The sequence below is a fragment of the Marinobacter sp. MMG032 genome (assembly GCF_040112695.1).
Lineage (GTDB): Bacteria > Pseudomonadota > Gammaproteobacteria > Pseudomonadales > Oleiphilaceae > Marinobacter > Marinobacter salsuginis.
Genome location: NZ_CP157802.1, coordinates 2,212,279 through 2,238,161 on the forward strand (window position 1 = coordinate 2,212,279; position 25,883 = coordinate 2,238,161).

The window sequence follows — 25,883 nt, forward strand, 5'->3', positions numbered from 1 at the left end:
TCCATTTTTGAATGAATGCTCAATTACAACTTCAGGCTAACTGTTATTGAGTGATCATTCAAGATATAATTGAGTGGTCACTCAAATTTAGGCAATGGTGAATCGTTGTTATGGCCAGACACGCACGCTATGACCGAAAAACCGCCCTGGAAAAGGCCGTCGGCCTGTTCTGGGAGAAGGGCTATCACGGCAGCTCCATGAAGCAGATCGAGCAGGCCCTCGATATGCGCCCGGGCAGCATTTACGCCACCTTCGGAAGCAAGGATGGCCTGTTTTCGGAAGCACTGGCTGCCTACGCAGAGCAGGGCGGCCGCGAAATGGCGAGCCATCTAAAGGGTTATGATTCGATTGTTGACGGTCTGCAGGACTATCTGCGCGGCATCGCCTTCCGTTGCGGCGACGAAAGCGCAGCGCCCTCCAGAGCCTGTATGATCGTGAAAACTCTGCTGGAATCCAGCAATACCAATTCGGCCCTGGCTGATCAGGCCAACAGCATCCTGGCTGCGATTGAAGAATCCATTGCTGGCCTGGTTGAGCAGGCAAAGGTGAAAGGCGAGCTGGTTCAGTCCGTGGACAGCCGGCGACTTGCCCGGCTCCTTCAGGCTCAGATCATGGGGCTGAGATCCATGGGTGAACGCAACCTGGATCTGCAGGCCATGCAGGAGCTTGGTGACGACATGGCCGCCATCCTGGACGGATACCGCACCCAGCACTGATCCTCTCCTTCCAGCGCCCATGTGAGAGAGCACACACCGGGGCTGAAAGTATGAGCACTTCCGTAGAATTGTGCCCACAGCCCGGGCCGCGTTAACATTAGCGCCCGGCTCAGACCCTGCCTTGTTTTCTTGCCCAACCCGGCTGCAAGTCTGGTTCCCAGTGAGGACAGCCAAGCATTCTTGCCTGAAGAGTGCTTGGCTCTCTTCACTTACAGGTCTGATTGTTATGGATAACCTTCATCACATTGTTGTGGTCGGCGGTGGCGCCGGCGGTCTCGAACTGGTTACCAGTCTTGGTAACAAACTCGGTAAAAAGCGCAAGGCTCGGATCACGCTGGTGGATGCCGGCCTGACCCATGTCTGGAAACCCCTGTTGCATGAAGTAGCCTCTGGCTCCCTGGATGCCAGTGCAAACGAGATCAACTACCGCGCCCATGCCCGCAAGCACCACTACGAATTCCAGCTGGGTCGCATGAGCGGTCTGGACCGCCAGAACAAACACGTGGTTATAGCCCCGTTTCACGATGTCGACGGCACAGAAGTGGTTCCCGAGCGACACATCCACTATGACACACTGGTCATCGCGGTAGGCAGCACCGCCAACGATTTCGGAACCCCCGGCGCCCAGGACAACTGCCTGTTCCTGGACAGCCTGGATCAGGCGAGGCGCTTCCACAACCTGATGCTGAACGCCTTTTTGCGCAAGAATCATGAGGCGTTCCAGGGGGCCGAACACACCCTGAACATCAGTATCATCGGGGCTGGCGCCACCGGCGTGGAGCTCGCCGCAGAGCTGCGACTGGCGTCCCGCGAGCTGCCAGTCTACGGTATGAACCATCTCCAGCCCTCGGACGTTTCCATTACCGTGATCGAGGCCGCCGACCGCATTCTCCCGGCTCTGCCCGGTCGGCTTTCTGCGGCGGCGACCAAGGAACTGGAACACCAGCGAGTGAAGGTACTGACCGGCCAGCCAGTGAGTGAGGTGCGGCCGAATACGGTCGTGATGAAAGACGGTACGGAGCTACCCTCGGAAATGACCATCTGGGCGGCGGGTATCAAGGCCCCGGCGTTCCTGGCGGAGCTTGAGGGCCTGGAGGTGAACCGGGGCAACCAGCTGGTGGTGGAGCAGACCCTGCAAACTACCCAGGATGCGGACATCTTTGCCTTTGGCGACTGTGCGGCCTGCCCGCAACCGGATTCCGACCGGCCGGTTCCGCCCCGGGCCCAGGCTGCGCACCAGCAAGCCGACACCCTGTTCAAGACTCTGTGCAATCGCCTGGACAATGGTGAGGCGGTTCCCTTCGTGTACAACGACCATGGTTCGCTGATCAACTTCAGCCGCTACACCACCGTCGGCAACCTGATGGGCAATCTTTCCGGCCGCAGCATGTACGTCGAAGGCAAAGTGGCCCGCATGTTCTACCTGTCCCTTTACCGGATGCACCAGGTGGCCCTGCACGGTATGTTCCGCACCGGCATCATATGGTTGATGGATAAAATCAGCCGTGCCATGCAGCCACGACTCAAACTACACTAAAGGGAGAGCGGGCCAGCGAGGGAGTGGAGCGGGTGAAGGGAATCGAACCCTCGTATGCAGCTTGGGAAGCTGCCGTTCTACCATTGAACTACACCCGCAAAAATAGGGCCGCGACAGCAATATAAGCGGTCAGCCCGGCATTGGGCAAGCATTCTGTCTGGAGCAACAATGGACCCCACCCTGACCCTGATTGGCGCCCTGATGCTGGTCATCAGTATCGTGCTCAGCCCGCTTTCCAGCCGGGTGGGCATGCCTGTGCTGCTGATCTTTCTGGTGGTGGGCATGATGATGGGTGAGGACGGCCCGGGTGGCATCCAGTTCGATGACTTTGAACTGGCCTTTCTGATTGCCAATCTCGCGTTGGGCGTGATTCTCCTCGACGGTGGCATGCGCACCCGGGCGGAGACTTTCAGGGTAGGCCTGAAACCTGCCCTGGTACTTGCCACCCTCGGAGTCGCCATGACCGCCGCTGGCGCCGCGGTTGTGGCCTGGTGGGTGTTCGATCTGCACTGGCTGACTGCCCTGCTGATTGGCGCCATCATTTCCTCTACCGATGCCGCCGCCGTTTTTTCCCTGCTGCAGGGACGGGGGCTGCACCTGAACGAGCGAGTCAGTGCGACCCTGGAAATTGAGTCCGGCAGCAACGACCCTATGGCGATTTTCCTGACGCTCATGCTGGTTACGTTGATTGGCAACGACGGCGACCAGGCGGGCTGGGCCGCTCTTTCCATGCTGGTACAGCAGTTCGGCATCGGCGCTATTGCAGGGATTATTGGCGGTTTTGCCGTGGTGGAGCTGGCCAATCGAATCCGCCTGACCCCTTCTCTGTACCCTTTGCTGGTGGCGGCCGCGGGCATCTCGGTGTTCTCCGCCACCAACGCTCTCGGCGGCAGCGGATTCCTGGCCATTTACCTGACTGGCGTGGTAATTGGTAACCGTCACGTCCGGATGATGCCGATGATCCTGCAGGTTCACGACGGCCTGGCCTGGCTGGCCCAGTTGTGCCTGTTCCTGATGCTGGGGCTTCTGGTCACTCCGTCAGACCTGATCCCCCTGGCTGGCGGAGGGCTGATACTGGCCCTGGCTCTGATCTTCGTCATCCGCCCGCTGACGGTCTTGCTGACCCTCTGGCCTTTTGCCTTTAACCGTCGCGAGATGGGGTTCATCAGTTGGGTCGGCCTGCGAGGGGCTGTCCCCATTGTTCTGGCCCTGTTTCCGATCATTGCAGACTTGCCGGAAGCCCAGCTGGTGTTCCACGCCGCTTTCTTTATCGTCCTGGTCTCTCTTCTGGTTCAGGGCACCACCATGACCCCTCTGGCCAGAAAGCTTCGCCTGGAGGTGCCGGCCGGCGAGGACCCCTATCGAAGACTCCCCCTGGATGCTCCAGCGGCGGGAGACCACGAGTTGATGCTGTTCCCGTTGCGCGGCGAAACCTGGCAGACACCACGTCGGCTGGGCCAGTTGCGCTTTCCGGAGAACACGGCTGTGGCCGGGGTCTTCCGCAACCGGGTCTGTCTGCAGCCAAAAGCGGACCTGGAAGTATCCAGTGGCGACATGGTCGCAATGTTTGCAACTCCCAGTGTTCTGCCTGAACTCGGCAAGGCCCTGAGTGGCAGACACGCACCCAAGTACCTGGCCGAACGTGCGTTTTTCGGGGATTTCGTACTCAACGGCGATGCGCTTCTGGGTGACGTGGAGCAAGTCTACGGCATTGAGTTCGATGACCTGCCGCCGGAGCTTTCCCTCGCCGAATGCTTTGCCAAAAGGACAAAAGGGCACCCGGTTGTTGGTGACGTAGTAACCCTCGGCCCGGTGACACTGGTTGCCCGGGCTACCAGCGCCGACAAGGTCACCAAGGTGGGCCTGAAGATGGACAGTTCACAAAATGTGTGAAGAGCAAACCAGATAGCCAAAAAAGTTAACAAAACCTCTTAACAGATCCCTTTTGGCCTATGGTATAAAACGTCTGAACAAACATTAATCATTGGTAAGTTGAGGACATGAGCATTTTCCGCGCCCTCCCAGCCACCATTGCCCTGCTCTGTCTGGCATTGGCTCCGAGCGCTTTGGCCACCGAACTGCTGGCCAAGGCCGACACCCGTATGCCGGCTGCCACCATGTACAAGCCCGCGGATATCGAGAGTGTCAGCAAGGTGGTCGTTCGCAAGGGAGAGCGCCGCCTGTACCTGATGGATGGCGAGGAGGTGATTCGCAGCTACCGAATTTCCCTTGGCGACAATCCGGAAGGTCACAAGCTGTACGAAGGTGACGAGCGCACGCCGGAAGGCGATTACACGCTGGACTGGCGCAACGCCGAGAGCGACTTCTACAAATCCATCCATATCTCGTACCCGAGCGAGCGGGATCGCGAACTGGCATCTGCCTGGGGCCTGGACCCGGGTGGCAGCATCATGATTCATGGCCTGCCCAATAACGTAGGCGATATGGCTTTTGCTTATGCCGGTCTTGACTGGACCGACGGCTGTATCGCCGTGACCAACGAAGAGATGGACGAAATCTGGCAACTGGTCTCCAACGGAACGCCCATCAGCATTCATCCCTGAAGCAAACCTGACGGCAGCATTAAGTTGTTGTCATATGCTTAGCAAATTTACGTATCTCTAGTTAACATTCCTGCTTACAGTGTTTTACACTGTTTTACGACTCCGGTAGTCACTACCTGACAAGCGATGCTGCGCAGGTTGACAGGAAGTCGTCTATACTGACTTTCGGATCACAGGAAATAACTCGACCAATAAGGGGATTTACAATGCGTAAACTGACGATCGCCGGGATTGCACTGGCCACTGCTCTGACTGCAGGTTGTGCCACCACTGACCAGGGCGCCATCGACGAAGCAAATGCAACCGCCAGCTCCGCTGAGCGCACTGCAGAAAATGCACTGAACACCGCTAACAGCGCTGCCAGCTCTGCCCGCACTGCCCAGCAGACTGCGGAAGAAGCCCTGGCCGCTGCTCGTGCAGCCCAGAAGGCTGCCGATGAGGCAAACGAGCGTGCCAAGCGTATGCTCGAGCGTGCCAGCCAGAAGTAAGGCTGATACGTAACGAAAAGGCCGGCATTGCCGGCCTTTTTTATGCCCCGGTATCCGGTTTGTCCGGATCGGACTTGTCAGGGCTGGCAGGTTTGTTGTCCTTGAGGAACGTGGTAATCAGCTCCATTGGCAATGGGAACACAATGGTGGATGAGTTGGTGTTACTCATATCCGCCAGCGTCTGCAGGTAACGCAGCTGCATGGAACCGGAATTCGTGGACATGACATCCGCCGCTTCCACCAGCTTTTTGGACGCCTGCAATTCGCCCTCGGCGTGGATGACCTTGGCGCGACGTTCGCGCTCTGCCTCTGCCTGACGGGCAATGGCACGGATCATCGATTCATTGAGATCCACATGTTTGATTTCCACATTGGCCACCTTGATGCCCCATTCCTCGGTCTGGGCATCGATGATCTCCTGGATATCGGAATTGAGCTTGTCCCGCTCTGACAGCATCTCGTCGAGATCGTGTTTGCCGAGCACCGACCGCAGCGTGGTCTGGGCCAGCTGGCTGGTTGCGGAATTGAAATCCTCCACCCGGATAATGGCACGCTCGGGATCCACAACTCGAAAGTACAGCACGGCATTCACCCGCACAGTCACGTTATCCCGGGAGATCACGTCCTGACTGGGGACATCCAGGGTGATCACCCGCAGGTCTACCCGGACTATCTGCTGAATGCCCGGAATAACAATGATCAGCCCCGGACCTTTGACGCCCTGGAAACGCCCGAGAAAGAACACAACGCCACGTTCATACTCCGGCAGGATCTTGATCGCCGAAGCAAGAATGAGCAGTAACACCACCGTAGGTGCCAGATAGGGAATCAGATCGCCAATCATACGGCCTCCTTGTATTGCCGTTACTTTGTCTGCCGGTTCAGTCGTTGTCCGGAATGACCCTGACAGTTACCGTTAAGCCCTCAATCGCTGTCACTTGAACCCGGTCGCCCTCTTTGACGGCTCCCTCGCTGATGGCATTCCAACGTTCACCACTGAGCCGCACGTGGCCCCGGTAGTGGCCATGTTCTTCGGAGAACTCATCCAGGGCCACGCCCTCTTCATGGGTCAACTGTTCGGTGCCACTGACCGGATGCCGCCGACGCAGACCGATAAACCGGGTCACCGTCCAGAGGATAAACCCGGCAGCCACCACGGCGGTGCCTCCGATCGTTGGCAGGGAAATATCCCGGTGACTGCCGTCCATCAGGATGATCGAGCCGGTAACAAAGGCAACTATTCCGCCAACCCCCAGTATCCCGAAGCTGGGCACGAAGGCCTCGCCCACAATGAACGCCAGTCCGAGCAGAATCAGTGCCAGGCCGGCGTAATTCACCGACAGGACCTGGAAAGCGAAGAGCGCAAGGATCAGGGAGATGGCGCCAATCACGCCCGGCACCACCGCACCGGGGTTCGCCAGCTCGAAGATGATGCCGTAGAAGCCGATAATCATCAGGAAATAGGCGACGTTCGGATTGGTGATCACGGAAAGCAGGCGCGTGCGCCAATCCGGTTGGGACCTGACAATTTCCAGGCTGGCCGTGTTCAGGGTCGTGTCGCCCGACGCCATCCGAACGGTGCGGCCATCCACCTGCTGGAGCAGATCCCGGATGTTGGGCGAAACCACGTCGATAACGTTCTTCTCAAGGGCCTCATCGGCACCCAGATTCACAGCCTCACGGACGGCTTCTTCAGCCCAGTCGGCGTTGCGGCCATGGCGTTCGGCCAGCCCGCGAATGTAACTGACCGCATCCTCCAGAACCTTGCGCTCCATGGCGGTGCCGCCGCGCCGTTTGCCGTCATCGTCGCCGGCCTGCTGTTCGCCGTCCGATGAAGAACCGGAGTCTGAATCCGAACCTTCCCTGGATTTTGGCTCGCCGGGGGCCGGATCGCTCTCCGGTTCAGGGCTACCCGGCAGACCACCCATCTGGACCGGTGTCGCCGAGCCCAGGTTGGTCGCCGGAGCCATGGCGGCAATGTGGCTTCCGTAGAGAATATAGGTGCCAGCGCTGGCCGCCCGCGCGCCCTGCGGAGAGACATAGGTAGCCACGGGAACCTCAGAGGCAAGAATCGTCTTGATGATATCCCGCATGGAGTCCATCAGACCGCCCGGCGTATCCATTTCGATGATCACCAGACCAGCGCCCTCGGACTCAGCCCTGCGAATGCCGCGGGTGACGTAGTCCATGGTGGCAGGGCCAATGGCGCCCTCGACAGTAAGTACCAGGGCCGTTTGAGATGATTTTTGCTGGGCGAGGACCTGATGTGCCAGAGAACCCAGTGCGAGCATAACGCCTGTCAGCAGCACCAGGGCCCAGAGCCGAAAGCGAACAGGATTCGGTGATCGCACGGGATGATGTGCCTGCATAATGCCTCCCTGGACCGGAACAACTTCAATGCCTGGATATACGGTGGCTCAGTGGCCACGGTTTCTCCCTGCAAGACGGCACCCGTGCCCGGACGCCTGACTTAGAAGTATAGCCGCTGCTCAGGTTCGCCCGTCGGTTCCGGTGATTTCTCTTCCACGGTCTTGTCGGCGGCCATTCGGGTCACACGTTCACCAATCATCGTTGGCAGGCCATCGGCCTGGTCCACTGCCAGCTCAATGGCGCCACGCTTGACCTCGACTCCCGGGTGCTGGCTGCGGAAGGCTTCGACTTCGGCAAACACCTGGTTCCAGAGCCGATCCCGATCCTCGCGGGGGTAGTCTTCGTGGGGGCGATGCACCTCAAGCCAGACTTCACCATTCGAAAAACCGATCTTGACCGCATCGTGGACAACCTGAACCGGCGTACCCTTCTCCACCTGATACACGAACCGGGAAATATCTTCGTTGTACATCCGGAAGCAGCCATGGCTGACCGGCATACCCACGCCAAACTTCTTGTTGGTACCGTGGATCAGATAGCCTTTTTCACTCAGCAACAGGGCGTGGGTACCAAGCGGATTGCCGGGACCGGGGGGAATCATCCGGGGCAAATACTCACCGGACGCCTCGTATTCCGCCCGGATGCTCGCCGGCGGATACCAGGCCGGAGACTCCAGTGGCATGGTGACCTCTGCGTCGGTCAGGGGGGAGGGGTTCTCCGCCGTACCGACGCCCACGGGGTAAACTTGCACACCCTCATCGGTGAAATAATAGAGACGATACTCGGCGAGGTTGATGACAATACCTTCGCGCCGCGCATCCGGCAGCACATACTGGCGCGGCAGGGTGATGGTGGTACCTTCTCCGGGTAGCCACGGATCCACACCGGGGTTGGCCTTCACCAGCTCCAGATAGCCCATCGCTAACCGGTTACCGATGCCGGCAAAGGTGTCTTCATAGCGGGTTTCAAAAACACCAAGCTCACCTGCCAGATCACCCTGAACCGGGAAGGTGGGCACGCGGGGACTTCTGTCCGGCGCTTCCGGGCCGCTGGCGGCGTCCAGGGGCTCCGCCGACCCCGCGGTCGGAAACACGAGGAACTGCGCCAGGGAAAAAACCGCTAAAAATCTGAACCACATAGAAAACGTTCCGAAAGCATCAGGCAACCGGGTACAGTGACAGCAAGTACCCTCAGGAGTTCACATAGGTAGCCCATACTGTTACGACGGCAAGCGCGACGAACAGCACACTTGCACCAATCCGCGCTGTGGCGAGGGGCAACCTCTCCATCAGCCAGCGTCCTGCCATGATAACCGGTATGTTTGCCAACAGCATCCCCACCGTGGTGCCCAGAATCACCCAGAAAGTCTCGGTGAAGCGGGCGGCGAGAACAACGGTCGCCACCTGGGTCTTGTCGCCGATCTCTGCCAGGAAAAACATGATGGTGGTGGCCGTGAACGCCCCCATGCCCAGGAACTTTGAATCCTCGCTGTCATCCTTGTCCGGCACCAGCAGCCAGAGCGCGATCGCAACAAAACTGACAGCCAGAATCCACGGTAACCAGGCTTGTGGAATGAAGGAAGCAACCCAGGCACCAAGCCAGGCCGAGAGGGCATGATTGAGAACCGTTGCGACAAAAATGCCGAGGATAATGGGCAGGCGAGTGGCGTAGCGGGCAACCAGGAATAGCGAAAGCAGTTGGGTCTTGTCACCAATTTCCGCTATGGCAACAGCAACCGTTGAGGCGAGGAAAGCGTCCATGAAAAACTCCAGGGCGGATAACCAGACATGAGGCAGTCCACCTTCCGCCCAATGGAGGTGAAACCGCCTCAGGTCTTGCCAATATCACCGGAATCTCGGTGAAACATGATAGCCATGGGGATTTGGCCCCAAGTATGTTGACTATCATCCGACCGGCAGTTCCGGTGCGGAGGCTACTCCCCTGAAGAGATGTCGGCATAGTAATGAATCCGGAGCAGGGCCGCAACCTAGGTTCGCATTCTCCATACCGGAATCGCAGCCACCGCCACGAATACCGCCACCAGCCACCAAGCGGAATGGAACGCATTGATTGTGGGCATCCCGGAGGAGTGCTCGCCGAATTCCACAGTCAGTGCCACCAGATTGACCCCAAAGGCGCCTCCGAGCTGGCGCATGAAGTTGAGCGTGCTGGAGCCGGCCCCCAGCTCCTGAGGCTTTAGGGGATTCAGGGCGCCGGTGGACAGGGCGGGAAGCATGAAGCCGATCCCGATTCGGCCGAGGACCGTCCAGAGCACCAGCCAGCCGAAAGCCAGCTCGAGGTCGGACAGCGCAAACAGCATGGCGGAAAGGGCAAAAGCGCCGATGCCGAAGACCACCAGAACCCGGGCGCTATGCTTGTCCGCAAGCCGACCGGCCAGGGGAAAGGTCATACCCAGGACAATCCCTGCCGGCAGCATCAGCAAACCGGCTTCGGTCGCGCTGAATCCGAGCGCTGTTTGCACGAACAGAGGAATCAGGTAGGTGGACCCGAACAGCGCCAGCCCCAGGGCCACAGCACCGAGACAGGCGAAGACAAAGACCGGTTTGCGCAGCAGGGCCATGTTTACCAGTGGATGCGCTGTTCGTCGCTCACGCAGCACAAAGAGCAACAACCCACCAAGCGCCAGTACTGTTCCGACGAGGATCCGGTTTTCCTGGCCCGCCGCGTGCTGTAACCGGTTCAGAGTATCGAGGGACACGGCGATGGTAAATCCGAGCAAGATCAGGCCAGGCAGATCGAAACGATAGGGTGCCGGCCGGGAAACCGGCAACGGCAGAAATCGCCAGGCCATGAAAACACCCACCAGGGTGACAGGAGCCGGCGCGAACATCACATAGCGCCAGTCCAGTTGATCAACCAGGAAGCCCCCCAATACCGGGCCAAGGGCCGGTGCCAGGATCACCCCCATGCCATAAATCCCCATGGCCTGGCCGCGGCGATCACGTGGAAAAATCCGGAACACCAGGTACATACCCATGGGCTGCATCAGGCCGGCCATGGCGCCCTGACCTATACGGGCAGCAATGAGCTGTCCCGGTGTCTCGGCAAAGCCACCGGCGAGGGAAATCAGGGTAAAGAGAAACATGGCTGCGGCAAGGGTCTTGCGAACCCCGAAGTGATCCAGCAGCCAGGAGGAGGCAAGCATGGTAGTGGTCATGGCTGCGATAAAGCCGGTTGCCAGCCAGTGGACCTGACCCTGGCGAATGCCGAACTCCACCATGATATCGTGCAGCGCCACGTTGACCACGGTGGCGCTGAGAACGGTGGCCATGGTGCCGATCATCACCGTGGCCACCGCCAGCCAGCGCCAGCGGTCCCCGTAGCGCGCCTTCAGGCCCTCAACCGAATTATCAGCCAAGGATTACTTCTGCTTTTCGGCGTTTTCCAGGATCTTGTGGAAGACCTTCACGGTGCACTCGATCTCTTTGTCGCTGATGCCCTCAAGCATCTCCTCGCGCAGCACCTCGGCTCGCTCGGAAAGGTCGTCCATGAACGCCCGACCGGCAGTGGTCAGATGCAGGCGCCGAGCCCGGCGATCGTGGGGGCACGGCCGACGCTCGATCAAACCTTGTTGCTCCAGGCTATCAAGCAGACGAACCAGGGTCGGATTCTCGATCGCCATGAGGCTGGCCAGTTCACGCTGGGTAAGGCCTTCGCCGCCTTTTTCCAGGTACACCATGGTGCTCCACCGCGCCTGGGTGACGCCCAGATCCTTCAGGCGCTCATCGAGCATTTTTCTCCAGCGTCGGGTAACCCGCGCTACTGCAAAAGGAAACTGGTCTCTCATTTATCGTCACTCCATCTCAAAAAAGGGCCTGGCCCGGGCCGGGCGCTGCCGCGCACTCGGCCAATTCATCACATTATCGGAAAGTCACCAATAGTATGCTAACCATTGTGATAAAAACAGATACGGAAGTAAAAACAAAATTGGGGAAAACCGAAAGCAGCGTCAGCTCGCCTGACGCTGCTCTTCGTGCATCTCCTCGACTTCCGGAGACTCGTGGAACTCGGTATTTCGCGGATCGATCTCGGCGAGAACCGGCGACGCTTCGGGCATGGCCGGTACGAAATGCTCCTGATCCGCAACGGCGACATCCTCGGTATGACTGATCCGGTAGCTGGTGATCATCGCCAGCAGCACCAGGAAGCCCGCATTGCCAAAGAACAGGCCTTTGGGCCCGAGAAGGTTGATCAGTTCAGCCATGACCACCGGCCCGATGACGCTGCCCACCCCGTAACTGAGCAGCAGCGTCGCGCTGGCAGCCACGATGCGGGAACTTTCCATACGGTCATTGGTAATGGCGACCGCAACCGGGTAGAGGGCCGCGGACAGGCCGGTAAACAGTCCAACCAGAAGGGTCAACAGCCACGCATTGCCAGCCCCAAGGACGCCAACACCGCCTGCGGCGGAGGCCGCCACCAGAGCAATCCAGAACATTACCCGGCGCCGGTCAAAACGGTCGCAGAGCCGGCCCAGGGGCCAGGCAAGAATCATTGCGGCAACAATGGCGCTGGCCATGAACGTGGAGGTCCGGGCAACGTCCAGCCCCACCAGGGTTGCGTACACAGGCCCCAGCGCATAGAAGCCGCCAATCATCACACCACAAATGAGAGCCCCGGCCACACCGCTGAAGGATTCTCTGGCCAGAGTGAAGATAGAGATACGCTGGACCTGCTCAATAACAGGCGCCTCCATTTTGGTTAGTGCAAGCGGCATCAGGGCCATTGCCAGCAGGATCGCGGCAATCGAGAACGGCATGAAGTTGGCCGGGTCGCCAACGTTCACGATAAGCTGTCCGCCGGCCGCGGACAGATAAAAAACAATCTGATAAACCGCGAACAAGGCACCGCGATTGGCATTGGTAGCCCGGCTTGAGAACCAGCTTTCAATCACCACCAGCACACCGGCAATACTGAACCCGGACAGCACCCGCAGCACCGCCCAGAAAATCTCGGATACGGCCATTGGGTAAAGCAGTGAGGTAACGGCTGCCCCTGCAGCGAACACGGCAAAGGCACGGATATGACCAACCCGGCCTATAATCCGGTGGACATACAGCGTGCCCAGCACAAACCCGATGGAATAGCAGACCAGAATCCAGCCGATTATGTCCGGTGATATCGCTTCTATACTCAGACGTATGCCCAGGAGCGTCATCAGGAAAGCATTACCGCTGACAAGCAGAATGATGCTCAGAATCAGGGCAGACAGGGAGGTGACCATTCGGGTCATTACAGCAGCTCCGGGCGTAACAGGGTATTTTCGTTTCGATGAAAGACAAAATAGCAGCAAGCACCGGACTCTGCCGGCCGCGTATTAGATCAGGAGCGGAAAACGAAACCACTAGGCACTTCCCGAAACCTGTTAACCGCGTCACAAAAACCTGCAAAGGCCGCCGCAGAGCGGTTTAACAGGGTTTTACATTAATGTGCCGTAACAGACCCTAAGGGCCGGAGCAGGTAACATGAAAGCGAGCTATTCATTGGACCGTGAGCGCCTGGTTATGAAAAAAACGGACTGGCCCATACGCTGGGATCTGCTGCTTCGCTACCGACTGATCGAAACCATTGCCCTGTGGGAAGGTCGCCTGACCACCAACCACATCTGCCACAGTTTCGGCATCGGTCGCCAGCAGGCGTCCAAGGACATCAACACCTATCTGCGCGAACTGGCGCCGGGTAATCTGGTTTATGACCGCCATCTGAAAGGCTACGTGCCGGCCGAGAAATTTCGTCCGGTGGTTACCCGTGGCGTGGTAAACGAGTATCTGGACCTGCTGGCCCGCCAGCAGAACCTGAGCAATACCTTTGAATCACTGAATATAGACCTGCCGGACAGCACCGTGGTTCAGGGCCCGAACCGGGTGATTGCACCGGAAACCATGCGTGCCGTGGTGACCGCCACACGCCAGGGCAGACAGTTGCGCGCCAGCTACGCCTCCCTGAGTCGACCTGAAGCGGTGGAAAGCATTCTGGAGCCCCACACACTGGTTTGTGCCGGCAATAGCTGGCACTTGCGTGCCTGGTGCGACTCCAATCGGGAGTTCCGGGACTTCGCCCTGAGCCGTTTCCGTACCTCGCCCGAGGCATTGCGGCAGCGGGTCAGGCACAGCCGGGAGCAGGACGAGCACTGGAACCGTGAGGTTACCCTGGTCGTTACGCCGGACAGACGCCTGACCGAAGCCCAGCAACAGATCATCGCCCGGGACTATGGCATGGAACATGGTCGTCTGGAGGTTGCCACCCGCGCCGCACTGGCTCCCTATGTGTTGTCCCGTCTCGGAATCACCTTCGACAACGAGCATCCGGATCCGTTGGTTCAGCAGCTTGAACTGGCCAATCCAGACCAGCTGGGCTTTGGCAGCAAACGTGAACAGGCTCTAAAGGCCGTTGCCGGTCTCAGCTAAACTGCCGGTGTGAATTCTAAAATTCGACGCTATTCCTATCTCTGCTTCCTGATTCTGCCGTTCCTGCCCATGGCGGCAACGGCGGAATCAGCCTGTGGCAAACCCGCAACACCAATTTCCGAAGTACAAGGGACCGGCCCGGCCTCACTTCTGACAGGCAAGACGGTCACGGTGGAGGGTATCCTGACCCAGGATTCCCGATCAGAAGGCGGGTTTGGCGGCTTCTATCTTCAGCAGGCCGACCACCAGACCGACAATGATCCCACCACGTCCGAGGCCCTGTTTGTCTATACCGACCGCAAGGTCGGCAAAACCGGCATGCGGCTGCGGGTTACCGGCAAGGTGAAGGAATACCACGGACTGACTGAACTGGTAGCGGTCCGGACCATTGATATGTGCGGACTGGAAGCGCTGCCGGCCGCCATTCCGGTGACGCTGCCGTGGACGGTGGATCCGGAACACCTGGAGAATATGAGAGTGACCTTCCGCCAGCCCCTGACGGTGGTCGACAACTACAACCTCGACCGCTACGGCGAGCTGGCGCTGGCCGGCGCCGATCAGATCCAGCCCACCGAGTACCTTACGCCGGGCGAGAGCGCCCACAGGGCATCCCTCCGCAACCGTCAGCACCGCGTACTGCTGGACGACAACCGTTCCATCAGAAACCCCAGGCCCATACCCTGGCCGCCCGAAGGTTTGTCCTCAGGATCCGTGCGCGCTGGCGACCAGATTACGGGGCTCACCGGAGTGCTGGACTACCGTTTCGATGCCTGGAGAATCCAGCCCGCCCGGGAACCTGTCTTTCTGGATACCAACGAGAGAGAACCCGCGCCGGAGTCGCCGCCCGGTGATTCCGTGCGGATCATGACGCTGAATCTCGGCAACTTTTTCAACGGCGATGGTCGCGGCGGCGAGTTTCCAACAACTCGGGGGGCCAAGACATGGGCAGAGTTTCAGCGCCAGCAACAGCGGCTGGTGCAAACGCTACTGGCACCGGACCCGGACATTCTTGCGGTCACGGAACTCGAGAACGACGGCTACGGTCCGCACAGCTCCATCGCCAGCCTGGCCGATGCCCTGGGCAGCCCCTGGCGGTTTGTCAGCACGCCGGGTCAGGATGGCGATGACGAGATCCGGACCGGCCTGCTCTATCGCGGCGACCGGGTACGCACCATCGTTGAGCCTGAAAGGCTTATCAGTGGGCCTTTCGCATCCGCCGGTCGACCTCCGCTGGCGCAGAATTTCAGTCGTGTCGATGGTGAGACGACGGTCCGGGTGATCGTGCCTCACCTGAAATCAAAATCCTGTCGGGGTGCCAGGGGGGATAACCGGGATCAGGCGGATGGCCAGGGCTGTTACGCCAGCCGGCGAACGGACGAAGCACAAGCACTGGCCGAATGGACCGGCATTGATAGCGAAGGCCTCGATTCCGCCGGCACCCTGATTATCGGTGACCTGAACAGCTACGCCCGGGAGCATCCCATTACGATGCTGGCAAGGGCGGGTTTTGTCAGCATGGTGCACCACTTTCATCCCTGCACCGAAACCAGCTGTCGCCAGTACACCTACCGATACCGTGGCGAGAAAGGGTCTCTGGATTACGCCCTGGCCTCCGAGACAATGAAGCCACGGGTTGTGGGCGCGCGAACCTGGCTGGTCAATGCCGATGAGCCCAGAGTTTTCGGTTACCAGAGCGACTACGAGGTTGACGATCAAGGGCCCTGGCGATCAAGCGACCACAACCCGGTGATTGTCGACCTGGAGCTCTGAGCCCCGCCCCCTGTCCATTGGGGCTATCGGTTGGTTGCCCATCCGCCGGAGCCTGTGGGCATGTTGGCCAAGGCTCGGGAAGCCGATACCGGTAGACTGGCGAGAAGACCCAAAACCGGTGATCGCTGACAACCATGAGAATCCCTGCCCCCAACCTCTGGCCCGCTGCCCGCACAGGACAACGTTTTCTTCTCCAGGCTCGCCGCCGCACAGCGCTCGTGGATGACCACAAGATGGTTTTCCTGGAGCGGGGCGCTCCCGGCTCGGGGAACCCTACCGTCGTGCTGATACACGGCTTTGCCGCCATGAAAGAAAACTGGGCTCTGTGGCTGCAACGGCTGCCAGACACTGGCATCTGTTGGTACCGGATCTGCCTGGCTTCGGGGAGAGTGATTACCGGCCCCACGCCTGTTACCGCTATGAGACCCAGGCACGGCGACTGGAACAATGGCTTGCGGGCTTTAACACCGACGATATTCATCTGGCTGGCAGTTCCATGGGCGGTGCTATAGCCGCCGTGCTCGCCCACTCACTGGATCCGAAGCCCCGTTCGGTAACACTGCTCAACAGCGCTGGAATCCCGGAACATAAAGATGTCGACATTCACGCCCCCCTGAGGTCCGACCGGGACGGCATCCTGATTCCAAAGGACTGGAAAGGCGTCTACCGCATGTTCAACAGCGTCGGCACCGGCAAGCCCACGGTCTCCGGGCTGGCCATGGCCGGTCTTCTGGGGCCGGACCTGCTGGGCCGCACCGACGCGCTGCGTCACATCTTCAGTGACATGGTGGCAGACGCATTGGCACCAGCGCGCTACTTGGGCCCCGACACACCGCCACTGCAGGTTCAGTGGGGTGATCGGGACGTGATCACCCCCACCCGCTGCATCGACTGGTTCGGCTCGGCCACGCCAGACGCGGAAATCCACGTATTCCGGGGCGTGGGGCACCTGCCCATGCTGGAGACACCCGCGCGATCCGCCGCGACTCTTGAGCGATTCGTCCACCGCCATGGCCGGTAAGCCGGTCAGGCCAAGTGTGCCTGCCAGCCATTGATTGGCCTTTCAGGCCATTTATCTCGTCAGTGGAGTCATGGGGGAACGGGCCGGTAGCCGCCATAATCGTTGAAACTGCGCGCTCTGCGACATAACAAGAACAGAATAAGACGAGGAACCCCCATGCGAGCCTCCGTTTCAACGGCACAGGACCTGGGCATGCCGGCCATTTATCTGCATCTGTTGGCCGAACTGCTGAATACCATCGGCGTTGATGAACAGGACCTTCTGCTTCGGGTCGGACTCGACCCGGCCCGCCTGCAATCCACCGATCTGCGGGTCAGTCAGACCCAGGCCAGCGAATTTGTTACCCGGGCCATCATCGAAAGCGGCGAACCGGGGCTCGGGATCATGCTGGCACGGGAACTGAAGTTGCCACTGCACGGCGCCCTGGGTACGGCGGTCATGAGCAGCCGGACCCTTGGCGATGCCATGGAGCTGATGACCCGGTACCTGACACTGCGGGTACCCCATCTTCAGGTCTGCAAACGGGAAACCGGAAAACTGGCCTGGTACATTGTCAGTTGTGACATCGATCTCGGCCCCCTGCAAGGATTTATCATGGACGCCATGCTGTTCGGATGCGTTTCCATGGGCGCACAACTGACTGGCTCGGTGGTTGATGGGTTGCGAATTGTGCGCCGGGGCCCGGAGCCGGCGTATTTCCACCGGTTCCGACCACAGATCCCGGTACCCGTAGAGTTTGGTGCCACGGAGAATGCCCTGGTGATCCCCACCGCGCGCCTGGACCTGCCCGTGCGCTTTACCGACGATCAACTGGCCGCCTCATCCAAAGCTCAGTGCGAGGAGGCCCTGCGGCAGCTGACCGAAGATGCCGGATTTGCCTGCCGGGTTCGGCGGGTGATCGAAACCAGCCACCCCTTCCCCCCGAAACTGGCCAGGGTTGCGGGCACCTTGTTCGTCTCCGAAAGGACGCTCAAACGCCGGCTGCAGGAGGAAGAAGCCAGCTTCCAACAGCTGGTGGACCAGGTTCGGCTGGAGCGGGCACAGGATCTGCTCCGCAGCACCGGCATGAATCTGAGCCAGATTGCAGATGCCCTGGGCTACGCCGATGCGGCGAACTTCACCCGCGCCTTCAAGCGCTGGACGGGGGCCAGCCCCAGCCACTACCGAAGCGCGCCCACCCGCTCCGCCTCGACGCCCGCGGAGCGGTCACTGGCCACCGGGTGATCAGTCGATCCCGATAATCTTGTGCATCTGCAGGGTGAGACGCCACTGGGGGTGAGCAAGACAGTAATCGGTAGCGCGGCGGGTGTTGCTTTGCTTGATCTCATCCACCGCCGTTTCCGGCATTGAAGGTGAGGCCATCGGCGACAGGAAATAATGGCTCGCGCGGATGCCTAGAAATCGCTCCGGCATCGCCAGGGGCTGCGGATAAACCAGCTTCAGCTCGTCACAGGCCTCGATAACCACAGGGGCATCGGCCTTGGGACTGACGCAGAGCCAGTCAATGCCTTCGGGGGCGGGCAGGGTGCCATTGGTTTCTACCCCGACCTCGAACCCTTCCCGATGAAATGCCTCAATCAGGGGAGCATCCAGCTGCAGCAGGGGCTCGCCACCGGTACAGACCACGTAGGGCTTGCCGGGTGCGTCCGGCCAGAGATTCCGTATGTGACGGGCAAGGGCTTCCGCTGTCTCAAAGCGGCCGCCATTCTGGCCATCCGTGCCCACAAAATCGGTATCACAGAAATTGCAGACCGCATTAGCACGATCTTTTTCACGTCCGGTCCAGAGGTTGCACTTGCTGAAACGGCAGAACACAGCAGCACGGCCCGCCTGGGCACCTTCGCCCTGCAGGGTGTAAAAGGCTTCCTTTACCCGGTACATCAGCTGGCGGCCTCATAGTCCAGAGGATCGCTCACACCATTGGCGGCAAACGCTTCCAGCCGCTCAACGCACGACCCACAACGACCACAGGCCTGTGCACGGCCGTTGTAGCAAGTCCAGGTCTGGGAATAATCCAGGCCCAGGCGGAGACCTTCGGCCAGGATCTGGCCCTTGTCCATGGCCATGAAGGGCGCCTCAATGGCCACCGGTTCGTAATTGGCAACCCGGCAGACCGCGTCCATTTTTTCGACGAATTCCGGGCGACAGTCCGGATAAATGGCGTGGTCGCCACCGTGAGCGCCGTACCACACAGCACCGGCTCCCGCCGTCACGGCGTAACCGGTTGCGAGCGACAGGAGGATCATATTGCGATTCGGCACCACCGTCGCTTTCATGCTGTCTTCCTCATAGTGACCTTCCGGTACATCAAGATCCGAGGTCAGCGATGAACCGGCCATCACCTCACTCATGGCGCGGATGTCGATCACTTTGTGGGGAATACCCAGCGACTCACACACCGAACGCGCGCACTCCAGCTCCCGGACGTGACGCTGCCCGTAGTTGAACGACAGCGCATGAACCTGATGCCCACGTTCCCTGGCCAGATGCAGCAGAGTGTAGGAGTCCATGCCTCCGGAATAGATTACAACCACGGTGTCTGTCATTCGGGCTCCCCGTATGGTGCGATTGGGTTTGGGCTGGTTTACTGTCGCGCCCGTTGCCTGTTGCTGTCATCGGGCTTTTACAATGAATGGACATATTGTAACAGTGCAGGCACAGGTTGGGTTCGCGTCTCGGTTGCGGGGCGGGTAAACTCAGCGAAAAACAACTCATCAGCTACACTGACTCCATGACCACTATCCAGCCGGCATTCATCGATTTCGAGGCATCCAGCCTTGATCTGATCGCGAGCTACCCCATTGAGGTGGGGATCTGCATGCCAGACGGCACCCTTCATAGCTGGCTGATCTGCCCCCATGTCCTCTGGCAGGACTGGTCGGAAAGCGCTGAGCAGATTCACGGGATTACCCGCCAGACTCTGGAAGCGGACGGCATTGCCGTCGGTGAGGTGGCCAGGGCGCTCAATGAGCTCTTGCCGGCGCAGGTTTTTTGCGATGCCTGGACGTTCGACAGCTTCTGGCTGCACCGGTTGTTCAGGGCTGCCCGCATCACTCCGGCATTTCAACTGGAGTCGATTTCAGCCCTGTTGGATACCCAACAGGTACGCCAGTGGTCGGCGATTCGCCAGCAGGTGATTACCGAACTTGGCCTGCCAGTGCACCGGGCGGCAAATGACGCCCTGATCCTTCACAAAACCTGGGAACGGATTGCCCGCGACCATGAAGCCATGGTGCCGTTAACGGGTCAAAGCCGCCAGGCCTGAAGCGGTTTCAGGCGATCAGTGCCTGACGTGGCGGACCCGCAATGCGATGACTTCAAGACCGTCCCGAAGGGTATTCAGCGTCCAGTAGGTAACCAGCGCCATCAGCGCGGCCCCTGTTACTGTAAACACCAGATTCTCACCCACAACCTGCTCCTTGGCGGCGAACAGGTAAAGGCCCAGGGCAACAATCAGGGCGAGCTCGATCAATGCGTGCGAACGGAATTTTCTACTGGCAGATCCGGCGTCGTCGGACATTTTGCTAGGTTTCAACCTCTGTCTTTGTCTGGCAATGAATTAAAAGATAGTGTGCAAATTATCGCCAGAACAGAGAAGAACATCTGTACGAAGTAGTGGCTACGAAGATTCCACTACCCCAAAAAAAACGCAGCCATAAAGGCTGCGTAGAAAGGAGAGATCCATTGACTGCCTGGCGCGGCAGGCAGTCAGGATTGCACAACGTAAAACACGTGACGCTGCGAATTATGGCAAGCGCTCCTGGCGCCGTCTGTAGGGGTTTGCCGAAGAGTAAGACCTATTGCAAACCGCCCGTTAGCCTATACACTGGTAGTCGAACCGAAACATAAGAGCCGGTATGACCAGAATGATTCCACAGTTTATTGCTTACCCAGCAGCAGGTTGCCATGCAGTGCAGTCTGTTCGCGCCATGGTGAAAGACATCTAACGGCTTTCGGTCAGTCCCGGGAGCCTTCGTAGCGACCGGGTCAGATTCTCCGCGAAACCCCGGTTGCTTCAGGCGCCGGGGTTTTTGTTTTTTGCAGCCGCAAAACGACAAGGAGAACATCATGAAAAGACATCCGACAACTCGCGCAGCAAACCAGCCCATGAACAATCGTCAGGGCCCGATCAAGCGCCCGGAAAAGCTGCCGCTGCTGGATGCAATTTGTAAAAAACTGAATCAGCGCGTCAACCTGGAAGACGAACAGCGGGTGCTGGGTGTTTACGAGCGGGGCTGGATCTTCAAAGGCGTTCTGGGCAACCTGAACGACGCCGAGGCACGGTACGTGAGAGCGTTGGCTACCCGCTACAATTCCTGGATTGCAAAGCAGGTCGCCTGATTCGACTCCTGCAGGTCTGAACCGGTCAGTGGCGCCGGTTCAGACCCTGCATCATTGCCATGTCGCCACCGTGAACCATGGCGTAGTTATTCACCACATCGTGGATCTTTTCCTGGGAATAGGGCTTGACCACGTACCCGTTAGCGCCGGCACTGATCGCCCGTTGAATACTCTCTATGGAATCGTCCGCCGTCACCAGCACAATGTGCTGCTCTTCGCGGGCATCCTTGAACTCCAGCATCAGCTCGTGGCCGTCGCCATCCGGCAGGCCCAGATCCAGCAGGATAATCTGAAACTCCCCAGCCTTGAAGGCGGCCCTGGCTGACGCCGCATCGACACACTCGATCACCTTGGTTGCGCCTGCCTTGTAGAGCATATCGACCAGCCGCTCGCGCATCACCGGCTCATCTTCCACTACCAGTACTCTCAGATCCGTCATGGGGGTTGCTCCTGTCAAGCTGTCGGGTCGTTGCCGGTGCGCCGGGGCAGATCCAGTGGCGCCGGGCGAGGTTTACCCATTTCGCTGTCGCCAGACCAGGCCGAGTTCTCGTCATTCACGGTTCTCGCCTCTTCCATGCCAAATCGTGTGAGGATATTGCTGATGCTCACCGCCGTTGTGTACAGAGAAATGGCAATAATCAGAAGGATCGGCTGAACAAAAGTCACGAAAGCGGGCACCTCTGCGCTCCCCAGTATACTCAATATCAGGATGATTGCCGGGCCCAGCACCACAAACAGGGTCAGCGCGATGAAGAAAACGATCCGCTCCTTGTAACGCCCGAGATCCCGATTGGTCACCAGCCCGAGGACGAACTTGCCGATAGCAAGGCCCGCGAGAATGGCGGCGGCTATACTCAGGTCCGGTCGAAGCAGGGTTTCATAAAGCCGACCTTCCCACAGCCTTTGCATGCCAATGATCAGAAACGGAAACAGCACAAAAAGGATGTCTGCGTAGGTTCCGTACATCATGCTCAGGGAATGGTGTTCTCTGCGTTCCGGCAATTCACTCATCGGGTTATTCCTGTTGGTTGTTCTCGACACACATCAGCCCGGGGCCTTTGCCGCAGTTAGGGCTCGATCTATCATTTCACCGAGCCCCCGGAGTTCGCTGCGAACCCGGTCCCAGTCCGGTTCGGTGACTTTCACCAGGTCTTCCAATACACCCGCCTGTCGGGTCATCAGCGGATAGCCCATGGCCCCCGCCGTGCCTTTGATCTGGTGGGCCTCGGTTTTCATTGCTTCCCGATCCGCTGTCGCCAGGGCGTCTTCCATCCGCGCCCGGCGTGCGGCCAGGCCGTCAAGAAACTGTGCAACCAGATGGGCAATTTCGTCATCCTCGCTGGCATCCGCGGCGGCAACCACACCAGCACCAAGCAGTCGATCCAGCATGGAGGTCAGGTGGGACTGATCGATGGGCTTGTTCAGCACCCCGTCACAACCGGCATCAAGCAGAGCATCGGTTTCCTGCTGATCACCAGCCGTAAAGGCAATCACCGGTCGCCGGAACCCGGCCTGGCGCAGCAACCTGGTTGCAGCGACCCCATCCATCCCGGGCATGTGACGGTCCATCAGAACCAGATGAACGGTATCGGACAGCGCCGTCCGGACCGCTTCGTCGCCAGTGGTAACCGACAGCACATCCAGACCCGCGCGGCGTAGCATGCGCTCCACCAGCTGCCGGTTCTCGGTATTGTCCTCGGCAACCAGCACCTTGCCCTGATAGCGCGGCGCGGGGCTCTCGACAAGCTCCTGGGCAACGGAGAGATACCGGGCCAGGGCTTCATAGAACCGCTGCTTGTCGATGGGCTTGGCCAGATGCTCATTGCAGCCCGCCAGCCGATAATCGGCAATGTCTTCAGACATCACATTCGCGGTCAGGGCAATCACCGGCGTATTTACCCCGGCCTCGCGGAGGGCCGCCGTAGCATCGCGGCCGTTCATCACCGGCATCTGGATGTCCATCAAGATCAGATCAAAAGGCTCGCGAATGGCAAGTTCCAGGGCTTCAGCGCCATTACTTACATGCACCAGATCCGCGCCGGTTCGCGACACCAGCAGGGACACAAGGCGCCGGTTCACGTCGTTGTCTTCGGCGCACAGGATTCGCCCGGACAGTCTCGGAGCCACCACCATGGGTATGGCCCTGCGGCGCTGGCTCAGCTCAGACGCATCGCGCAGGAAATGCACCGAATCCAGTGGTCCGGTCCGGATCGACAGCTCAAACTCACTGCCCTCGCCATAGGTACTGTTAACGCGGATACTGCCGCCGAGCATTTCCGCGAGACGCCTTGAGATACTGAGCCCGAGACCGGTACCGCCATACTGCCTGGAAATGGCAGCGCTACCCTGGGCAAACGGATCGAAGAGCCTTCCCAGCTGTTCCGGCTTCATGCCAATGCCGGTATCCACCACCCTGGCCACCAGCAGTTCCTGCTCGCGATCGCAACGGACCACCAGGGAGATGGAACCCTTATCGGTAAATTTCAGGGCATTACCACACAGGTTGATGATGATCTGGCGCAGCCTGGTGGGGTCGGTGAGGACCTGCTCCGGCAAGGGGTACTCGCAGATAATACTGAAATCCAGCCCCTTTTCCCGAGCCCGGGGGGCGAAAAAGGCGCGGATTTCATCGAGGAGTTCCGGCAGATTGACCGAGACGATATCCACATCCAGTTTGTTGGCATCGATCTTCGAATGGTCGAGGATATCGTTGACCAGGTCCAGCAGATGACGACCACTGCGCACCACGGTCTCTGCGCTGCTCCGTTTCTCCGGATCACTGAGGTCCGGATCAAGCAGGGTTTCACCGTAACCAATGATCGCCGCCAGCGGTGTGCGTATCTCATGGCTCATATTTGCCAGGAACTGACTCTTGGCCTCGGCCGAGTTTCGGGCCAGCTCCTTTTCGAGCCGCTCCTGCTCGCGCTCCCTCTCGATTCGCTGCCGGTTGTGACTCTCCGTAGCATCAATGCAGGTGCCTTCCAGGTGGGTTGGATCGCCGTCGCTGTCATAAACCGTATGGAGCGAGATGGTGGCCCAGCGCTCGTCGCCATCCCGGGTCAGGTATCGGGCTTCTATGCCCTTGACTGTCCCCCGGGCCTCCAGCTGTTCGATCACCAGCCGCCGGAGGCGGTCATCGGCGATGCAGGTTTCCAGCACGTCCGGATTCCGTTTGAGCAGTTCGCGGCTGCTGTTGTAGCCCAACAGGCGCGCCATGGCCGGATTGGCAGTAACAAATCGCCGGTCCGGAGACATCTGGAAGACCCCCTCGATTGCATTGTCGAACAGCGATTGATAGCGCTGAAGATTCGACAACGCCCGCTGGCTCCAGCCCAGCGCCTCGCCCTGAACCTGTTTGATCCGGTCGGCCAGGGCAAACGAGAACAGAATAATCTGTGCGGTCAGACCAAACTGGGGCGAGTAGGCAGTGAAGGTGTTCAACGGCAAGATACCCATCACCGTCAGGGCGTAGATACCGAAGCCCACCAGCGCCAGTGTCCAGGCAAAGAAGTAGGAACGGGCCGCCGGGTTGTAATAACGCCAGGACAGGTAGCTGACCACAATCAGGATCAGGCTCAGCAGCACGGAGCCAACCACAATCCATTCCATGGCCACGTGGTAGGGCAGGAACAGGGATAGCACAAAGGTCGCAACCACCGAATAGAGACAGAGGCGGATCACCTGGTCCAGGTCGGCAGACCGCTCCCGCGTCTCCAGCAGTGACCGTGCCATCAACAGGCCCCAGAACCAGGTCAGGATGATCTGGAAGTGCAGGAACTGCTTGTCGAACAGGGCGGGGCGGCTATCCAGCAACTGGATACCGTGGACCTGTTCGGTGAAGATAAAGGTGGTCGCGAATATCAGATAGAGCACGTAATAGATATTGCTTCGCTCACGCACCGAAACCGCGACGAAAAGGTTGTAGGCGAGAATGGCGAGCACCGCACCGAGCAGAATGCCCCGAACCAGCTCATCCACAGAGACTTTTTCAATATAGCTGTCCGGGTGCCAAAGACTGATTGGTAAACGGAAGGTGTTGGTGTTAACCACCCGAAGATAGACGTGGCTCAGCGAATCGGGTGCCAGGGAAAGTCGGAATGTGGGATTGGGCACCGCCAGGTCCCGTTCCCGCCAGTTGTCCTCGTAACCGGCCTGGCGTTGCTCGACCAGGTCACCGTCACGAACCATGAACAGGGCGACTTCATCCACCAATGGCAGGGCAAGCTCCAGGATCCAGCCGTTTTGGTCCAGGCTTCCGGCAGAACGCAGGTCGAGGCGCACCCAGTATGCCGACTCGGTGTAGCCCAGGTTCAACACCCCACCTTCGTGGCGGGTAAAGGCACCCGATTCGAGTTGGCGAACCTCCTCAAGTGAGAGCGACTGCCCGGGATCCTCCAGGTACCAGATACAGCCGCCCAGATCGCGGATGCTCTCGACACCTTCATCAAGGACAATCTCGCCATCACGGCAGGGCACGGCTGCACTGGCCGGGGACGGCATCATCGCCGTGGCCAGAAGCAGCAGGGCCACCATAAAAGACGTCACCGCTGGGAGCGCCAATTCAAGCCATTGCCGCAAAATGTGATCTCCGCGAGGGTAGATACCTGTTTTTTGTTTTACTGTCAGTAACCGCGCCGGGCAATACCGT

At 59.3% G+C, this 25,883-nt stretch carries 24 protein-coding genes, 1 tRNA gene and 1 riboswitch; of the genes, 11 read left to right on the forward strand and 14 right to left on the reverse strand.

Annotated elements, in window-relative coordinates; translation table 11 throughout:
• Positions 1-110 precede the first annotated feature (110 nt).
• Together ABNF92_RS10240 and ABNF92_RS10245 are read left to right on the forward strand one after the other, a co-directional pair.
• Positions 111-716 (forward strand): TetR/AcrR family transcriptional regulator, encoded by a 606-nt coding sequence (locus tag ABNF92_RS10240; protein ID WP_069182515.1) that lies wholly within the window; start codon positions 111-113, stop codon positions 714-716.
• Positions 717-942: 226 nt separating this feature from the next.
• Positions 943-2,253 (forward strand): NAD(P)/FAD-dependent oxidoreductase, encoded by a 1,311-nt coding sequence (locus ABNF92_RS10245; RefSeq protein WP_349342076.1) that lies wholly within the window; start codon positions 943-945, stop codon positions 2,251-2,253.
• Between the two features lie 24 nt (positions 2,254-2,277).
• Here ABNF92_RS10245 and ABNF92_RS10250 read toward each other — a convergent pair.
• Positions 2,278-2,351, reverse strand: a tRNA-Gly gene (locus ABNF92_RS10250).
• Between the two features lie 70 nt (positions 2,352-2,421).
• Between ABNF92_RS10250 and ABNF92_RS10255 the strand changes: the two genes are divergently transcribed.
• From ABNF92_RS10255 to ABNF92_RS10265, 3 genes are all read left to right on the forward strand, one after another.
• Positions 2,422-4,146 (forward strand): potassium/proton antiporter, encoded by a 1,725-nt coding sequence (locus tag ABNF92_RS10255; protein ID WP_069182513.1) that lies wholly within the window; start codon positions 2,422-2,424, stop codon positions 4,144-4,146.
• A 107-nt stretch (positions 4,147-4,253) separates the two neighbouring features.
• Positions 4,254-4,817 (forward strand): L,D-transpeptidase family protein, encoded by a 564-nt coding sequence (locus tag ABNF92_RS10260; RefSeq protein ID WP_209399329.1) that lies wholly within the window; start codon positions 4,254-4,256, stop codon positions 4,815-4,817.
• Positions 4,818-5,023: 206 nt separating this feature from the next.
• Positions 5,024-5,305, forward strand: a complete 282-nt coding sequence (locus ABNF92_RS10265) for an Lpp/OprI family alanine-zipper lipoprotein (protein WP_064229359.1) — start codon at positions 5,024-5,026, stop codon at positions 5,303-5,305.
• 40 nt (positions 5,306-5,345) lie between these two features.
• Here the strand turns inward: ABNF92_RS10265 and ABNF92_RS10270 are convergent, their stop codons facing one another.
• The 7 genes from ABNF92_RS10270 to ABNF92_RS10300 all read right to left on the reverse strand — a co-directional run bounded on the left by ABNF92_RS10270 (position 5,346) and on the right by ABNF92_RS10300 (position 12,929).
• Complete coding sequence (locus ABNF92_RS10270; RefSeq protein WP_153634198.1) at positions 5,346-6,149, reverse strand: slipin family protein; 804 nt, start codon at positions 6,147-6,149, stop codon at positions 5,346-5,348.
• 37 nt (positions 6,150-6,186) lie between these two features.
• Positions 6,187-7,674 (reverse strand): nodulation protein NfeD, encoded by a 1,488-nt coding sequence (locus ABNF92_RS10275; protein WP_349342077.1) that lies wholly within the window; start codon positions 7,672-7,674, stop codon positions 6,187-6,189.
• Between the two features lie 101 nt (positions 7,675-7,775).
• Positions 7,776-8,813 carry a L,D-transpeptidase family protein gene (locus ABNF92_RS10280; protein WP_153634196.1) on the reverse strand — a complete coding sequence of 346 codons (1,038 nt, stop codon included), beginning with the start codon at positions 8,811-8,813 and terminating at the stop codon, positions 7,776-7,778.
• 52 nt (positions 8,814-8,865) lie between these two features.
• Positions 8,866-9,435 carry a TMEM165/GDT1 family protein gene (locus ABNF92_RS10285; RefSeq protein WP_069182508.1) on the reverse strand — a complete coding sequence of 190 codons (570 nt, stop codon included), beginning with the start codon at positions 9,433-9,435 and terminating at the stop codon, positions 8,866-8,868.
• 5 nt (positions 9,436-9,440) lie between these two features.
• A riboswitch (yybP-ykoY riboswitch) is annotated at positions 9,441-9,627 on the reverse strand.
• Between the two features lie 35 nt (positions 9,628-9,662).
• On the reverse strand, positions 9,663-11,054 hold the full coding sequence (locus tag ABNF92_RS10290) for a DHA2 family efflux MFS transporter permease subunit (protein ID WP_349342078.1): 1,392 nt from the start codon (positions 11,052-11,054) through the stop codon (positions 9,663-9,665).
• A 3-nt stretch (positions 11,055-11,057) separates the two neighbouring features.
• Positions 11,058-11,483: a MarR family transcriptional regulator gene (locus tag ABNF92_RS10295; RefSeq protein WP_069182506.1), complete on the reverse strand. Its 426-nt coding sequence runs from the start codon at positions 11,481-11,483 to the stop codon at positions 11,058-11,060.
• Between the two features lie 162 nt (positions 11,484-11,645).
• Positions 11,646-12,929 (reverse strand): MFS transporter, encoded by a 1,284-nt coding sequence (locus ABNF92_RS10300; protein ID WP_349342079.1) that lies wholly within the window; start codon positions 12,927-12,929, stop codon positions 11,646-11,648.
• Positions 12,930-13,200: 271 nt separating this feature from the next.
• Here ABNF92_RS10300 and ABNF92_RS10305 point away from each other — a divergent pair, with 271 nt between their 5' ends.
• The 4 genes from ABNF92_RS10305 (at position 13,201) to ABNF92_RS10320 (ending at position 18,118) form a co-directional block, all read left to right on the forward strand.
• Positions 13,201-14,103 carry a WYL domain-containing protein gene (locus tag ABNF92_RS10305; protein WP_349344077.1) on the forward strand — a complete coding sequence of 301 codons (903 nt, stop codon included), beginning with the start codon at positions 13,201-13,203 and terminating at the stop codon, positions 14,101-14,103.
• Between the two features lie 9 nt (positions 14,104-14,112).
• Entirely contained in the window at positions 14,113-15,873 is a 1,761-nt protein-coding gene (locus tag ABNF92_RS10310) for an ExeM/NucH family extracellular endonuclease (RefSeq protein ID WP_349342080.1), read from the forward strand.
• Positions 15,874-16,198: 325 nt separating this feature from the next.
• Entirely contained in the window at positions 16,199-16,894 is a 696-nt protein-coding gene (locus tag ABNF92_RS10315) for an alpha/beta hydrolase (protein ID WP_349342081.1), read from the forward strand.
• A gap of 156 nt (positions 16,895-17,050) precedes the next feature.
• Complete coding sequence (locus tag ABNF92_RS10320) at positions 17,051-18,118, forward strand: AraC family transcriptional regulator (RefSeq protein ID WP_136630959.1); 1,068 nt, start codon at positions 17,051-17,053, stop codon at positions 18,116-18,118.
• On the opposite strand, the gene queE is transcribed toward ABNF92_RS10320, so the two are convergent.
• On the reverse strand, positions 18,119-18,775 hold the full coding sequence (queE, locus tag ABNF92_RS10325; protein ID WP_305965426.1) for a 7-carboxy-7-deazaguanine synthase: 657 nt from the start codon (positions 18,773-18,775) through the stop codon (positions 18,119-18,121). It abuts the gene before it with no gap.
• Positions 18,775-19,440 (reverse strand): 7-cyano-7-deazaguanine synthase QueC, encoded by a 666-nt coding sequence (queC, locus tag ABNF92_RS10330; protein ID WP_349342082.1) that lies wholly within the window; start codon positions 19,438-19,440, stop codon positions 18,775-18,777. The genes queE and queC overlap by 1 nt, the downstream gene beginning before the upstream one ends.
• A gap of 185 nt (positions 19,441-19,625) precedes the next feature.
• On the opposite strand from queC, the gene ABNF92_RS10335 reads away from it, so the two are divergent.
• A complete protein-coding gene (locus ABNF92_RS10335) occupies positions 19,626-20,159 on the forward strand; it encodes a hypothetical protein (RefSeq protein WP_069182834.1) in 534 nt (177 codons plus the stop codon).
• Positions 20,160-20,174: 15 nt separating this feature from the next.
• On the opposite strand, the gene ABNF92_RS10340 is transcribed toward ABNF92_RS10335, so the two are convergent.
• Positions 20,175-20,429, reverse strand: a complete 255-nt coding sequence (locus tag ABNF92_RS10340; RefSeq protein WP_227514442.1) for a hypothetical protein — start codon at positions 20,427-20,429, stop codon at positions 20,175-20,177.
• A gap of 533 nt (positions 20,430-20,962) precedes the next feature.
• Here ABNF92_RS10340 and ABNF92_RS10345 point away from each other — a divergent pair.
• The gene (locus ABNF92_RS10345) at positions 20,963-21,235 is read left to right on the forward strand and encodes a hypothetical protein (RefSeq protein ID WP_305965424.1); all 273 of its coding nucleotides are present in this window, start codon (positions 20,963-20,965) and stop codon (positions 21,233-21,235) included.
• A 25-nt stretch (positions 21,236-21,260) separates the two neighbouring features.
• Here the strand turns inward: ABNF92_RS10345 and ABNF92_RS10350 are convergent, their stop codons facing one another.
• From ABNF92_RS10350 to ABNF92_RS10360, 3 genes are read right to left on the reverse strand one after another with little or no spacing between them, the layout of a single operon-like run.
• Positions 21,261-21,674, reverse strand: a complete 414-nt coding sequence (locus tag ABNF92_RS10350; protein ID WP_069182497.1) for a response regulator — start codon at positions 21,672-21,674, stop codon at positions 21,261-21,263.
• Positions 21,675-21,688: 14 nt separating this feature from the next.
• The gene (locus ABNF92_RS10355) at positions 21,689-22,246 is read right to left on the reverse strand and encodes a hypothetical protein (protein ID WP_305965423.1); all 558 of its coding nucleotides are present in this window, start codon (positions 22,244-22,246) and stop codon (positions 21,689-21,691) included.
• Positions 22,247-22,279: 33 nt separating this feature from the next.
• Positions 22,280-25,768: a response regulator gene (locus tag ABNF92_RS10360; RefSeq protein WP_349342083.1), complete on the reverse strand. Its 3,489-nt coding sequence runs from the start codon at positions 25,766-25,768 to the stop codon at positions 22,280-22,282.
• Between the last annotated feature and the right edge of the window lie 115 nt (positions 25,769-25,883).